Genomic DNA, 13,953 nt, shown 5'->3' with positions numbered 1-13,953 from the left:
ATCCGCTTGGGGGCGCTTTCATGTAGTCGTTAGGGACGTTCTTGAATGACTAGTCGTTTAAGAACGTCCCCAACGACTAGGCGGAAAATTTCTTAAAAAAGTTCTTGCCCTGAGCTGATTCGTCCGTATAATAAACTTCGTTGCTTGAGAGCACGCACCTATTCCTCGGTAGCTCAATGGTAGAGCACGCGGCTGTTAACCGCGCTGTTGTAGGTTCGAGTCCTACCCGGGGAGCCAGAATTTTCAGCCCATTCCGTTGGGCTTTTAAATTCCTCGGTAGCTCAATGGTAGAGCACGCGGCTGTTAACCGCGCTGTTGTAGGTTCGAGTCCTACCCGGGGAGCCAGGTTGTAAAACCCGTCGCTTATGCGGCGGGTTTTTTCATACCGCGATCGCCTGGCGCGAACGTTACCATATCAACATTTCGTGTCGAGGATGTAATCCCGCGACCCACCACCTCAACATGGCGCGCTCGTTGTAGAATATTGCAATGATTGCTCCCACGAGATGGTGCCGCGAGCACCAGATAAGGAGATTCTTGTGTCTGAGACCATTAACGGCAGCCTGAGCGTCTCGAACGACGTTATTGCCGATATTGCCGGTTATGCCGCGATGACGTGCTATGGCGTTGTCGGTATGGCTGAGCAGCTCCAAGGCGCCGAGAGCGTGCGCCTGCTTGCCGGTCAGCGCCTCCGCAAGGGCGTGCTTGTCTCCGCCGACGAGAACGGCCTTACGGTCGATCTTCACGTCGTGCTCGAGAACGGCGTCAACATGAAGTCCGTCTGCCACAATCTTTCGAGCTCCGTTGCCTTCACCCTGCAGGAGATCGCCCAGATCGATCCCGCCAGCCTTAAGATCGGCATCCATATCGACGCGCTCAAGAGCCGTCTGAACTAGCATCCGAAAACGGAGATTCAAATACCCATGATTGCAAAGACCATTCGCACCTGTTTTCCGATCGCTGCGGCTGCCGTTTCCGACAAGGCCGAGGAGATCAACAAGCTCAACGTCTTCCCCGTGCCCGACGGCGACACCGGCACCAACATGTCGCTCACGCTCGCCTCGGTGACCAAGGAGCTCTCCGCCCTTCCCGCCGATGCCGACATGGAGGCCATTGCCGGCGCCATCACCCACGGCTCCCTGATGGGCGCCCGCGGTAACTCCGGCGTCATTACCTCGCAGATCCTGCGCGGCGTGGCCGAGGGCCTTGTCTCCGCCGACGAGCCCATTACGTCCGCCAACATCGCCTTCGCCTTCCGTCGTGCCGTCAAGGTGGCCTTCCAGGCCGTCCGCAAGCCCATCGAGGGCACGATCCTCACGGTGCTGCGCGATGTCTCGACCAAGGCCGACGAGTGCGAAAAGAAGAAGTTCTCGGCCGAGGATGCGCTCGACGCTATCGTCGTCGAGGCCTACCAGTCCGTCGCACGCACGCCCGACCTGCTGCCCGTCCTCAAAGAGAACGGCGTGGTCGACTCCGGCGCCTTCGGCTTTGCCATCTTCCTGGAGAACTTTGTGGCTGCAGCACTTGGTCGCAGCACCGTTGTCGAGGATTTCTCCGCTACGTTCGATTCCGCTGGCTCTGCACGCGATGCCGCTCTTGGCCGCGTTGAGATCGAGGCCAACGACGATTGGGAGGGCTCGGAGTTCCGCTACTGCAACGAGTTCCTCTTTAAGGCCGACGCCCCGTTTGACGAGGATGAGTGCCTTAAGTTCCTGGGTTCCATGGGCGACTGTGAGCTACTCGTGGGCGCCTACCCCGATTACAAGATCCACGTGCACTCCAACACCCCCAACCTGGTGCTCGAGCACATGCTGCAGCTTGGTCAGATCTATGAGGTCTTTATCCATAATATGGAGATGGAGGCCCACGACCGTACCGCCAAGATCCACGAGGATCAGGAGAAGGCCGCCGAGCCCGCGAAGGCCCTGGGCTTTGTCGCCGTTGCCGCCGGTTCCGGCGAGGCCGACATCCTCAAGTCCCTCGGCGTCGACGTGATCGTGTCGGGTGGTCAGACCATGAACCCCTCGACTGCAGACCTGCTGGGTGCTGTTGACCAGGTCAACGCGACCTCGGTCATCATCCTGCCCAACAACGGCAACATCCGCATGGCCGCTGAGGCCGCTGCCTCAGCCTGCACCGACAAGAAGGTCGCCGTCGTTCCCACCAAGACCGTTCCGCAGGCCTTCTCCGCGCTGTTCGCGGTCCTGCCCGATTCCGAGCTCGAGGATGCCGTCGCCGCTATGGTCGACGCCATCAGCGAGGTCCGCGATGGCGAGGTCACCCGCGCCGTGCGCGACTCCAGCGCCTCCGACGGTTCGCCAATTCACTCCGGTGACGTCATGGGCATCATTGCCGGCTCCATCGATGTGGTCGGCTCCGACGTGAAGCAGGTCACGCTCGATTGCATCAACCGCATGCAGGAGGAAGAGGAGGGCGACGCGCTGACGATTCTGGCCGGCGAGGAGCTGTCCGACGAGGCCTTCCAGGAGATCGTCGACGCTATCGAGGAGGCTCAGCCCGACCTGGAGATCGACGCCCATCGTGGCGAGCAGCCGCTCTATCCCGTGATCTTCTCGATCGAGTAGGCATCTGCCCATGTCCGAGCTCTGCTCCGTGCCGCGCGTCTCGGATCGCTTTGCCCAGAGCAATGCGCTCGACGAGGATATCGCGCGACTCAAATATGTTTCGGGTAAACGTGAGGAGGCCCTTCGCCGTCTGGGAATTCGGACGGTGGGGGACCTCCTTCTCCATATCCCTCATCGATACCTGGACTTTACGCGCTCCTGGTCCATCGAGATGGCGCCCATCGGTACCGTGTGCACCATCATCGCCACGGTCGACCGTATCGTTCAAAAGAAGCCGCGTCCGCGCATGCAGGTGACCGAGGTCTCACTCGTTGACGAGACGGGCGTGCTGCAGGTCGCCTTTTTCCGTCAGCCTTGGATTGCCCAGCAGCTTAAGCAGGGCGACCGCCTGGCCGTGATGGGCAAGGTCGAGTTTGCCTACGGTTTTAAGCAGATGGCCTCGCCGCACTTTGAAAAGCTTGAGGAAGGGCGCGCCGCGGGCACTATCCTGCCGGTCCATTACGTGAGTGACGGCGTGAGTCAGGCATGGATGCGCCGTATCGTAAGTGGCGCGCTCGAGGTCGTCGGCAATCCCTTTGATCCCATTCCGGCACGCTTACGCGTTAAACGTCGCCTGATGAGCCATGCCCGTGCCCTTCGATCGATCCACTTTCCCTCGAGCATGGCTGAGCGCGATATCGCGCGCGCACGGCTTGCCTACGAGGAGTGCCTCTACCTGCAGCTGGCGCTGCGCCTGCGCAACGACGGTGGCTTGGTCGAAGTCGCTCCCTACGCCCACGCCGCGGGCGAGCACCTGGCCGCGCTCAAGCAGGCCCTGCCGTTTTCGCTGAGCGACGAGCAGGAGGCCGCGTTCCAAGACATCCTGCGCGATATGTGCGATGGCGGGCGCGTGATGAACCGCCTGCTGCTGGGCGATGTCGGTACCGGTAAGACCGCCGTTGCCGCCTGCGCGCTGGCTGTGGCTGCCGATAGCGGCACACAGGCCTGCGTTATGGCGCCCACGGGCGTGCTGGCGCGTCAATATGCCGATAAGACCGGCCCTCTGCTCTCGCAGGCCGGCATGTCTTGGGCGCTTCTGACGGGTGCCACGCCGGCCGCAGAGCGCGAGCGCATCCATGCACAGCTGGAATCCGGAGAGCTCGACGTCCTCTTTGGAACCCATGCGGTCCTTTCGGATAACGTGGCGTTTAAGTATCTGTCGCTCGTAGTCATCGATGAGCAGCACCGGTTTGGCGTCGGCCAACGCAATGCCTTGCGCGCGAAGGGCCCCGGTGCCGATCTGCTCGTTATGACGGCAACGCCCATCCCGCGTACGCTGGCGCTTTCGGTCTACGGCGATCTGGACACGAGTATCATCCGCCATCGGCCCGTCCCTGGCGCTGGCGTGACGACACGCGTGCTTACCGAGTCGAGTCGCGACCTTGCCTATGGCGCCATCCGCGAGGCGCATGAAAAGGGTCAGCAGGCCTACGTGATTTGCCCGCTCGTGGAGCCGAGTGACTCGGCCGATGATCTGGAGGACGTGCCCGGTATCGTCCGCGACGGCGAGGGCCGCGTGACGGTCCCCGTGCCGCTGCACGATACGGCGACCGAGCTCGATCGCCTGCGTCTGGCGTTGCCGGGTCTTGCCATCGAGCGCCTTCACGGCCGCATGCCAGCGGGGGAGAAGGACCAGGTTATCGATGCCTTTAAGCGTGGCGAGATTGACGTGCTCGTCTCGACTACGGTGGTCGAGGTGGGCGTCGACGTGCCTAACGCCACCGTCATGGTCATCGAGAACGGCGAGCGCTTTGGTTTGGCGGCGCTGCACCAGCTGCGCGGTCGCGTGGGCCGTGGCAGCGTGTCGGGCACGTGCCTGGTCATGACGCACTCCAAGGGCAACGGCGGCGCTTCGGCAGCACAAGATCGCCTGCAATCGCTCGAAAAAACCTCGGATGGCTTTACGCTCGCCCAGATGGACCTGCGTCTGCGCCACGAGGGCGAAATCCTGGGGTACCGCCAGCATGGCGGAGTGACCCTGCGCTTTGTCGACCTGGATGCCGACGAGGAGCTGATCGAGTGGGCCCATTTGGACGCGGTTGAGCTCTTGCGGTATGCTTGCAACCTTGACTCCGTGGCGACGCGCCCCCTGCGCGATGCGGTCGCCATGCGATATCGACACATTTTTAAGGAGGTCAGCGGAGGATGAGAATCATCGGCGGCGAATGGCGCGGTCGTAAGATCGAGGAGCCCCGTGGTCGCGATGTCACCCGCCCCACGACCGATCGCGTGCGCGAGGCATGCGCATCTATGGTCATGTCGGCATTCGACTTCGATCTGGACGAGGTCCGCGTGCTGGACGCTTTTGGCGGCTCCGGTGCCTTAGGGTTAGAGATGCTCTCACGTGGTGCCCGCTCACTCACGACGTTCGAGATCGATCGGAATGCCGCGCGGCTCATTACCAAGAATATCGAGTCGCTCTGCCGTGACCGTGCGCGTTGGCGCGTGGTAACGGGCGACATGCTGGCGAGCGCCTCGCGCGGTCGTGTGCCGGGCGGCCCCTTTGATCTGGTCCTGCTCGACCCGCCCTATGCTTTTGGTGCCGAGCCGGTCGAGATACTGTTGCAGAACCTGGCTCAGCAGGGTCTGCTTGCACCTGGCGCTTATGCCCTGTTTGAGCATGCCGCCGCCGATGCGGGCGCGCATCCGGCAGGCTTTGAGATCGTGCGCGAGAAGCGCTACGGCATTACCTCGGTCGACCTGCTTCGTTGGGTCGGCGATGACGATGGTGAGGAAGATTGCGCCGGCACCGATGCTCACAACACCGATGCCATGACGGTTCAGGAGAACGCCCATGAGTGACACCATCAACCGCGTGATCGTCCCGGGCACCTTCGATCCCATCACGTTTGGCCATATCGATGTCATCCGCCGCGCCCGCCGCATCTTTCCCAGCGTGATCGTCGCTGTCGCCGAGTCGCAGGGTAAAAACGGTGTGGGCACCACGTTTATGCTGGATGAGCGCGTGGCGCTGGCTCGTGAGGCGCTCGGTGATATCGACGGCGTCGAGGTCCTGCCCTTTACCGGCCTCTTGGTCGACTTCGCTCGCGAGCAGGGGGCGGGGGCTGTGGTCAAGGGCCTGCGCGCCATGACCGACTTTGAGTACGAGCTGCAGCAGGCAGACCTCAACTATCGCTTAGATAACGAGCTGGAGTCTATCTTTGTCATGAGTGCGCCGCAGTACGGCTATATCTCGAGCTCGGTCGTTCGCCAGATCGCCTCGCTCGGCAGCGATGTATCGACGTTTGTCCCGCCCAACGTGGTCGAAGCGCTCAGACATCGCTTTTCGTGACGTTTTTTATTGCCTGGTGGCATGTGGTAAACTAGCACGATGATATGTTACCTATGAAAGGAGACCGGATGCCGGGCGAGAATTTTCCTGGCGATAGGATCGTCAGCTTGGTCGATGAGCTCGAAGGGCTGATCGAGGAAGCCAAGCCGCCTTTCGGCAAGAACGCTCAGTTCAAGGTCATCGACGCCGACGTGTTCTTCAACATCCTCGACGAGATCCGCATGAGCTATCCCGAGGAGTGGCAGAAGTCCCGCCGTATCCTTAAGGAGCGCGAGGAGCTTATGGCTTCCGCCGCCGCCCAGGCCGATTCCATCATCGCCGACGCTCAGCAGCAGGCCCTCACCATTGCCGGTGAGCAGGAGATCGTCCGCTTAGCGCAGCAGCAGGCTGACGACATCCGCGATCGTGCCCAGCAGTACGAGCGCGAGACGCGTTACGCTGCCGAGGACTACGCAGAGCAGGTCTTTACGCACCTGGAGGAAAACCTCAAGAGCCTGACCGGCACCGTTACCCGTTGCCGTCAGCAGCTCAACGAGGGTGCCGCCCAACAGAATGGTCAGTGGTAATGGCTGAGTTCCCGAGCGTTACCGTCGATCTTTCCGAGCAGCTCGAGTTTCCCGGAGATTCGTATCCGCTGACCGGTAAGGTCGATGTCGCCACCTACATGGTGGGCGAGAAGGAGTACCAGCTACAGGACGGCATCGACTACGACGTTGTCTTTACCAATGCCGGTACCGGTGTCTTGCTCACGGGCATGGTCCGCGCGCACGCCACCGGCGAGTGCGACCGTTGCCTGGAGCCCGCCTCGTTTGATATCGCCGGCGAGATCGAGGAGTTCTACCTCTTTGAGGAGCCCGAGGATCCCGAGGCCTACGAGGACGGCTACGAGCTCCTGGGTGAGGACCGCATCGTCGATCTGGGTGAGCCCATCAATGACGCGGTCGTTATGGACACGCCGTTTGTGGTGCTCTGCAAGCCCGATTGCCGCGGTCTGTGTCCCACTTGCGGTTGCAATCTCAACGTCGAGCAATGCGATTGCGCCGCCCAGGCAGAGGCAGAATGGGCTGCTGCCACGGAAAATCCATTTGCAGCATTGAAGAATCTCACGCTCGATGAGTAAAACTGTGGTAGTATCGCTACTTGCGCGTAATCGCCACACTGGATAGTTCATAAGGAAGGTCACTATGCCCGTACCTAAACAAAAGCAGGGTCGTATCCGCACTCACACCCGTCGTTCCGCCAACATGAAGATTTCGGCTGCGGCTCAGTCCACGTGCCCCCGTTGCGGCGCTGTCAAGCTTCCGCACCACGTGTGCCCCAGCTGCGGTTTCTACAAGGACCGCGAGGTTATCGTTACCGAGTAACGGTATACTCTGGATGCGATGCCGTTCCAAATGGAACCACAATGGCCGGCTCAATGAGTCGGCCATTTTTGTATAAGGAGCATGTATATGAGTAACGTTCGCGTTTGTGTAGACGTTGTGGGCGGAGACGAGAAACCTCAGGTTGTTCTCGATGGTATCGAGGCTGCGCTTGCCGCCGATCCCGATATCGAGGTCTTGGCAGCTGGCCCCGCTGAAATCGTCAATCCCTTTGCTGCTTCCCATGCACGTGTTGAGGCTCTTGAGGCACCCGACGTTATCGCCATGGATGACGATCCCATTCGCGCCGTGATGACCAAGCGTAAATCGTCGATCGTGCTTGCCTGCCGCGCCATCAAAAAGGGCAACGCGGACGCGTTCTTCTCCGCCGGCTCGACCGGTGCCATGACCGCTGCCGCCACCGCCTATGTGACGCCGTTTAGATATATGGCCGAAGGCAAGAAGCAGCCGGTGCGTCCCTGTCTGACCAATGCGCTGCCCAATCGCGCCGGCGGTCTGACGGTGCTGTGCGATATGGGCGCCAACCCCGATGTCGAGGTCGATGACATGGTGCGTTTTGCCCAGATGGGTAGCGCCTATGCCCGCGTCGTCCTGGGCATCGAGCATCCCCGCGTGGGCCTGCTTGCCAATGGCACCGAGGACGAGAAGGGTTCCAACTTTACCAAGGCCTGCTTCCCGGCCATGAAAGCCGCCGTTCCCGGCTTTGTGGGCAACTGCGAAGGCACCGACCTCACCTCGGGCAATTTCGATGTCGTCGTTGCCGATGGCATGTCGGGCAATATTGCGCTCAAGGCCACCGAGGGCGCTGCCAAGTTTTTGCTGCAGGAACTCAAGGGTGCCTTTATGGCCTCGCTCGGCACCAAGATCGCCGCGCTGCTCATCAAAAAGCAGATGCGCGAGATTAAGGCCAAGCTCTCTGGTGATGCCAAGGGCGGTGCGATTCTTTTGGGCCTGCGTGGCGTGGTCCTAATCGGCCATGGCGCCACCTCGGTCGAGGCTGTTAAAAACGGTACGCTCGCGGCGGCCGAAGCCGTGCGCGCGGGGCTGGTCGAGAACGTCGCCAACTCCATGGACGGCATCGTTTTGTAAGAGCGAGTTAGAGCGCTGTTATGTGCCTCGCGGCCTGCTTCGTGGGGTAGAATCAGAACCGTGTCTTGGTACCGCCCGGGCGGTACCATTCTTTTGGTATTCATTCACTATGAGAGGAAGCGCTATGGACCGCTCCGAAATCTTCGACAAGATCGCCGAGGTCGCTGCTGACGTTCTGGGCGTCGATGTTGCCGAAATTAGCGATGAGACCACCTTTGACGATCTCGATGCCAACTCGCTCGAGCGCCTGCAGCTGGTTACGGCTATCGAGGACGAGTTCAACCTCGAGATCGATGACGAGACTCTGCTCTCGCTCAACTCTGTCGCCGACGCCGTCGACGCGATCGAACACGCCAGGGAGGCCTAGGTCTTGGCTTTGTCTGAACGACTTACGCGTGCCCAGGAAATCCTGGGCCACGAGTTCAATAATAAGGTACTGCTGCGCGCGGCGCTTACGCATCCCTCGGCAGTCGAGGGCCAGCCGGTTTCTGCCAGCTATGAGCGCCTTGAGTTCTTGGGCGATTCCATTTTGGGCGCCGTCGTCGCTCGTTCGCTCTTTGAGTCCTATCCGGAGTTTGACGAGGGCAAGCTCACGCGCCTGAAGGTGTCGCTTGTCTCGGGCGCCACGCTGTCCGAGGTTTCTCACGAGTTGGGCATCGACGACATCATCATCTTTGGTGCCTCCGAGACCGGTACCGGTGCACGCGGCCTGCATTCGGCGCTCGAGAACGTCTACGAGTCGCTCGTGGGCGCGCTGTACCTGGACGCCGGCTGGGATGCCGCAGCGGAGTTTATCCACCGTACGCTTAAGCCGCATTTGGCTTCCGAGCGTGCCGAGCACCCCGCGAACCCCAAATCGTTCTTGCAGGAGTGCGTGCAAGCCGACGGTCACGAACCCCCGGCGTATAAGCTCGTTGGCTCCGAGGGCCCGGCGCATGCGCCCACCTTTACCGCCGTGGTGTTGATCGATGGTATTCGCCAGGGTCGCGGCTCCGGCTCCTCAAAGAAGGAAGCCGAGGGAGCCGCTGCACTCGAGGCACTTGACCGCATGGGCTACACCACCAACGGCGTGATTCTCAACAAGAAGCCTGTTTAAGCGAGGAACCGTGTATCTCAAGTCCCTCACGCTCAAAGGGTTCAAGTCGTTTGCCGACCGCGCCCATATGACGTTTGAGCCGGGCCTGACCGTCATCGTCGGTCCCAACGGCTCGGGAAAATCGAACATCTCTGACTCGATTCTGTGGGTCCTGGGTGAGCAGAGCGCCAAGCAGCTGCGCGGCCAGGCCATGGAGGACGTTATCTTCTCGGGCTCGTCGGCGCGTAAGCCGGTGGGTGTCGCCGAGGTCACGCTGGTGCTCGATAACTCGGACCATTTGCTGCCCGTCGACTTTGACGAGGTCGCCATCACCCGGCGCATGTATCGCTCGGGCGAAAGCGAGTACCTCATCAACTCGAGTCCGTGCCGCCTGATGGACATTCAGGACATCCTGCACGATTCGGGCCTGGGCAAGGATACGCATTCCATCATCAGCCAGGGCAAGCTCGATGCCATTTTGCAGAGCCGCCCCGAGGAGCGCCGTGCCCTCATCGAGGAGGCCGCCGGCATCTCCAAGCACAAGCGCCGCAAGGAGCGTGCGCTCAAAAAGATTAAGTCGATGGACGAGCACCTGACGCGTGCCCGCGACATCAATAAGGAAATTGCCCGTCAGCTGCGACCGCTGGAGCGTCAGGTCGATCGTGCGCGCAAGTACAAAGAGCTGTCCTCGCGCGCGAACGAGCTTACGCAGATGCTAGCCGTCGACGAGCTGCGTTCGCTGCAGTCGCAGTGGAACGACCTGGAGAGCCGCTCCAAGGAAGGCGCCGCCGAGCTGGAGCTTGCGCAGTACCGCATGGGCGAAAAGGAGCGCGAGCTCGAGAAGCTCCAGGTCATGCTCGAGGAAAAGGGCCTGTTTGTGGGCGATCTGGGCGAGCAGCGCCGCCATATGCAAGATGTGGTCGGTCGCATTAACTCCGATATGCGTCTGCTCGAGGAAAAGGGCCACAACATGGTGTCGCGCCTGTCCGACATGCGCGGGCAGATTTCGAGCTCCGAGCATCAGCGTCGTCGCGTGGTAGAGGAGCTCGAGGATGCACGTGCGCAGCTTGAGGAAGTGACCGGCGCGCACATGCAGGCCCAGGAGGACGTTGACGCCGCCGGACCTGCCGCCGCCGAGCTCCACGAGCGTCGCGTTGCGCTCGACAATCAGATTTCGCAGCTTACGCGTGAGCAACGCGATGCGCAGCGTGTGGCCGATAACGCGGCGCTCGAACTCGCCAAGGTGAAGGACTCGCTGAGCAACGCCGAGGTCGAGGACAACATGTACGCCTCACGCCTGGAGCAGATCGACGAGCAGCTCGAGGAAGTCACGGCCTCACTCGAGAGCCGTCGCGACCGCGCCGAGGAGCTCGACAGTGCACTTGATCAGGCCCGTCAAGCCCAGATTGATGCTCGCGAGGCTACCGAGGTCGCCCGTGCAGCCCTTAAGGACCTGCGTGCCCGCGAGAGCGAGGCGCGCAACAAACTGTCCGAGGTGCGCTCGGAGCTTGCCAGCCAAAAGAAGCTCGATGCCCGCATGGCTGACAGCTCGCCGCTGGTGAGCCGTCTGATGGGTGCGCTGGGCGACGATGTCTCGGGTCGTCTGGGCGACGTGCTCGAGGCCCCGCGTGAGCTTGAGGGCCTGGTTGAGCAATTGCTCGCCGGCGATATCGATGCGCTGCTGTTCGACGATGCGTCCGCGCTTGAGCGTGCCGGTCGTGCCGCTCTGGACCAGAAGAAGGCCTCGGGCGAGGCGCTGCTGGTCGCGCGCGGTGTGAGCGCCTCTGCTGCCGCTAAGGGCGCTGCCGGTTCCCGCCTGGTCGATCGCCTGTCCGTACGCGCCGGCTATGGCCCGGTTGTCGAGGCGCTGCTCGGCGGTTATTACGTCGTGGACGATCTTGCTGCCGCGCTGTCGGCGCCGGTCGTTGACGGCGTGATTTACGTGACCCCCGATGGTGCCCGCGTCGCCTGCGGCGGCCTGGTGCGTGTGGGGCTCGACGCCGGCGAGGCTTCGGGTGCTTTGGAGCGCAAGCGTCGCATTCGCGAGCTGGAGGGCCTGGAACCCGATCTGGCTGCTGTGTTTGAGCATGTTTCGGATCAGGTCGTCGAGGCCAATGCGGCCGTCGAAGAGGCGCGTGCCGCTGAGGGCGATGCCGCCGGCGAGATCGCCCGTCTTGAGGGCGAGCGCCGCTCGCTGCTCTCCGAGATTGGCCGCCTGGAGCAAAGCGCCAACAACGCCGAGGTCGAGCGCGTGCGCATCTCCAAGCGCCGCGAGCAGGCCGCCGAGGCCGTTCGCGCTGCGCGCCCGCGCGTGGACGAGCTCACCCGCTCGCGTGACGAGGCCCGAGCGCAGGCAAGCGATCTTGGCCTTCAGATTGCCGAAGCCAACGACGAACTCGACCGCGTTCGCCGTGACGATTCCGAGGCCGCCGGTAAGCTTGCTGATGCCAAGGTCCGCCTGGCCCAGACGAGCGAGCGCCTTCGTTCTCTGAAGGGCCGAGTACCCGATCTGGAGCATCGCCTGGAGGGCATCGACCGCCGTATCCGCGGAACACGCCAGGCCTCGCGCTCACTCGAGCTGCTGCGCCTGCGCGTCGATCCCATGCACGAGCGCTATTCGGCCCTGCTGGAGCGCGCGTCGGATTGGGCAGCGCGTCTGCGTGACCAGGCCTCTCTGGAGGAGGCGGACTCCGCTTCGCTCAAGAAGACCATCGAGGATGCCAAGGCAGAGGTTGCCCGCGCTAAGGAGAAGGTCGATACTGCCACCGCCACGCAAAACGAGTTTAAGGTCGCGCGTGGCAAGCTCGAGGTGCAGGTAGAGGCCGCCATTAAGGCCATTACCGCCGATGGCAACACGGTACTCGAGGAAGCGCTCATGCTTCCCGCGCCCACGGACCGCGATGCCGCCGAGCGCGAGCTCAACCAGCTTGTGCGCCAGATCAACAACCTTGGTCCCGTGAACCAAGTTGCCATGGAGGAGTACGAGCAGCTCAAGCGCCGCGCCGATTACATCGAGGGGCAGCTGGCCGATCTGGAGAGCGCGCGTAAGGCGCTCACCAAGATCGCGGTGGCTATTGATCGCAAGATGCGCAAGGCGTTCCTTGTGACGTTTGAGAAGGTCGACGCGAACTTCCGCGAGATCTTCGCTATGCTGTTCCCGGGTGGCCAGGCTCATCTGGAGATGACCGATCCTGAGCATCCGGCCGAGACGGGTATCGAGGTCGTGGCGCAGCCGCGCGGCAAGCGCATCACCAAGATGATGCTCATGTCTGGCGGCGAGAAGAGTCTGACGGCACTCGCCCTGCTCTTTGCCGTGTACCGCACGCGCACGGTGCCGTTCTATGTGCTGGACGAGGTCGAGGCGGCACTTGACGACGCCAACCTGTCCAAGCTCATCGGCGCGCTCGACGTGTTGCGTTCCGATACGCAGCTCTTGGTCATTTCGCATCAGCGCCGTACTATGGAGGATGCTGACGTTCTCTACGGTGTCTCGATGCAAGCCGACGGCGTCAGTCGCGTCGTCTCGCAAAAACTCGATCGCGAAACCGGAAAGGTCGTGAATGCATAATGGGATTCTTTGACGCTCTCTCGCGCGGACTTGAGCGCAGCCGCGAGGCCCTCAACGAGGTCTTCTACTTTGGCGGCGAGGTCGACGAGGACTTTTGGGAGGACCTTGAGGACACCCTCGTTATGGGTGACATGGGTGCCGAGGTCGCCATTCAGGTCTCCGATGACCTGCGCGAGACGGCCGCCAAGAAGAACCTCAAGACCGCCCCGCAGCTCCGTCGTGCCCTGGCTGAGCAGCTCGAGCAGCATTTTGTGCCCGCCGAGCGCGATCCGTTCTCCGACACGCCGAGCTGCGTGCTGTTTGTAGGCATTAACGGCGCCGGCAAGACCACGACGGTCGGCAAGATCGCGAGCGCCATGGCCGCCCGCGGCAAGAATGTCGTGATCGGTTCTGCCGATACCTTCCGCGCCGCCGCCATCGAGCAGCTCGATGTGTGGGGTCAGCGCGCCGGCGTCCCCGTCATCAAGCGCGATCGCGGCTCCGACCCGGCAAGTGTTTGCTACGACGTGCTCGATGAGGCCGATAAGCGCGGCAGCGACCTGGTGCTGATCGACACCGCCGGCCGCCTGCACACGAGCCCCGAGCTCATGCGCGAGCTTGCCAAGGTGGTTAACGTGACGCGTAAGCGCGCCGCCAATATGGCCGCCGGCCCCATGCCCGTCTCGGTCGTGCTCGTGATCGATGCCGCCACCGGCCAGAACGGTCTGAACCAGGCGCTCGAGTTTAACGAGGCGCTGGGTCTGGACGGTATCATCATGACGAAGCTCGACGGTACGGCAAAGGGCGGCATCGCCATGGCCGTGGCCGAGAAGCTCAAGCTCCCGATTCTGCGCGTGGGCGTGGGCGAGCAGGTCGATGACCTACAGGAGTTCAATGCCAAAGATTTCTGCCGCGCCCTGGTGGGCGAGTCCAATTAAGGAGTG

13 protein-coding genes and 2 tRNA genes are annotated in these 13,953 nt (G+C 62.1%); all 15 read left to right on the top strand.

Annotated elements, in window-relative coordinates:
* Nucleotides 1–162 precede the first annotated feature (162 nt).
* The 15 genes from DXD39_RS04850 (at nt 163) to ftsY (ending at nt 13,947) form a co-directional block, all read left to right on the top strand.
* Nucleotides 163–237, top strand: a tRNA-Asn gene (locus tag DXD39_RS04850).
* Nucleotides 238–270: 33 nt separating this feature from the next.
* Nucleotides 271–345 (top strand) — tRNA-Asn (locus tag DXD39_RS04845).
* A gap of 161 nt (nt 346–506) precedes the next feature.
* Complete coding sequence (locus tag DXD39_RS04840) at nt 507–896, top strand: Asp23/Gls24 family envelope stress response protein (RefSeq protein WP_187361832.1); 390 nt, start codon at nt 507–509, stop codon at nt 894–896.
* Between the two features lie 27 nt (nt 897–923).
* The gene (locus DXD39_RS04835) at nt 924–2,585 is read left to right on the top strand and encodes a DAK2 domain-containing protein (RefSeq protein WP_006234030.1); all 1,662 of its coding nucleotides are present in this window, start codon (nt 924–926) and stop codon (nt 2,583–2,585) included.
* A 10-nt stretch (nt 2,586–2,595) separates the two neighbouring features.
* On the top strand, nt 2,596–4,773 hold the full coding sequence (gene recG / locus DXD39_RS04830; protein WP_117803295.1) for an ATP-dependent DNA helicase RecG: 2,178 nt from the start codon (nt 2,596–2,598) through the stop codon (nt 4,771–4,773).
* Entirely contained in the window at nt 4,770–5,426 is a 657-nt protein-coding gene (gene rsmD, locus DXD39_RS04825; protein ID WP_117765711.1) for a 16S rRNA (guanine(966)-N(2))-methyltransferase RsmD, read from the top strand. Before recG ends, rsmD begins: the two co-directional genes overlap by 4 nt.
* Nucleotides 5,419–5,916, top strand: a complete 498-nt coding sequence (gene coaD, locus DXD39_RS04820; protein WP_117716044.1) for a pantetheine-phosphate adenylyltransferase — start codon at nt 5,419–5,421, stop codon at nt 5,914–5,916. The genes rsmD and coaD overlap by 8 nt, the downstream gene beginning before the upstream one ends.
* Nucleotides 5,917–5,984: 68 nt before the next feature.
* Nucleotides 5,985–6,482, top strand: a complete 498-nt coding sequence (locus tag DXD39_RS04815; RefSeq protein WP_040358176.1) for an ATPase — start codon at nt 5,985–5,987, stop codon at nt 6,480–6,482.
* Entirely contained in the window at nt 6,482–7,036 is a 555-nt protein-coding gene (locus tag DXD39_RS04810; RefSeq protein ID WP_117803294.1) for a DUF177 domain-containing protein, read from the top strand. Before DXD39_RS04815 ends, DXD39_RS04810 begins: the two co-directional genes overlap by 1 nt.
* Nucleotides 7,037–7,100: 64 nt before the next feature.
* The gene (gene rpmF / locus DXD39_RS04805) at nt 7,101–7,280 is read left to right on the top strand and encodes a 50S ribosomal protein L32 (RefSeq protein ID WP_022094017.1); all 180 of its coding nucleotides are present in this window, start codon (nt 7,101–7,103) and stop codon (nt 7,278–7,280) included.
* An 87-nt stretch (nt 7,281–7,367) separates the two neighbouring features.
* Nucleotides 7,368–8,387 carry a phosphate acyltransferase PlsX gene (plsX, locus tag DXD39_RS04800; protein WP_117803293.1) on the top strand — a complete coding sequence of 340 codons (1,020 nt, stop codon included), beginning with the start codon at nt 7,368–7,370 and terminating at the stop codon, nt 8,385–8,387.
* A gap of 124 nt (nt 8,388–8,511) precedes the next feature.
* Nucleotides 8,512–8,754 carry an acyl carrier protein gene (locus tag DXD39_RS04795; protein WP_117635126.1) on the top strand — a complete coding sequence of 81 codons (243 nt, stop codon included), beginning with the start codon at nt 8,512–8,514 and terminating at the stop codon, nt 8,752–8,754.
* Nucleotides 8,755–8,757: 3 nt separating this feature from the next.
* Nucleotides 8,758–9,483 (top strand): ribonuclease III, encoded by a 726-nt coding sequence (gene rnc, locus DXD39_RS04790; protein ID WP_117637759.1) that lies wholly within the window; start codon nt 8,758–8,760, stop codon nt 9,481–9,483.
* A 10-nt stretch (nt 9,484–9,493) separates the two neighbouring features.
* Nucleotides 9,494–13,030: a chromosome segregation protein SMC gene (gene smc, locus DXD39_RS04785; protein WP_117803292.1), complete on the top strand. Its 3,537-nt coding sequence runs from the start codon at nt 9,494–9,496 to the stop codon at nt 13,028–13,030.
* The gene (ftsY, locus tag DXD39_RS04780; RefSeq protein WP_089571706.1) at nt 13,030–13,947 is read left to right on the top strand and encodes a signal recognition particle-docking protein FtsY; all 918 of its coding nucleotides are present in this window, start codon (nt 13,030–13,032) and stop codon (nt 13,945–13,947) included. Before smc ends, ftsY begins: the two co-directional genes overlap by 1 nt.
* The last annotated feature ends 6 nt before the right edge of the window (nt 13,948–13,953 follow it).

This window comes from Collinsella sp. TM04-29, assembly GCF_003466565.1.
In the GTDB taxonomy this organism is placed as follows: Bacteria; Actinomycetota; Coriobacteriia; order Coriobacteriales; family Coriobacteriaceae; genus Collinsella.
Note: the sequence above shows the minus strand (reverse complement) of the source record. Positions and strands in the feature narration are given on the sequence as shown.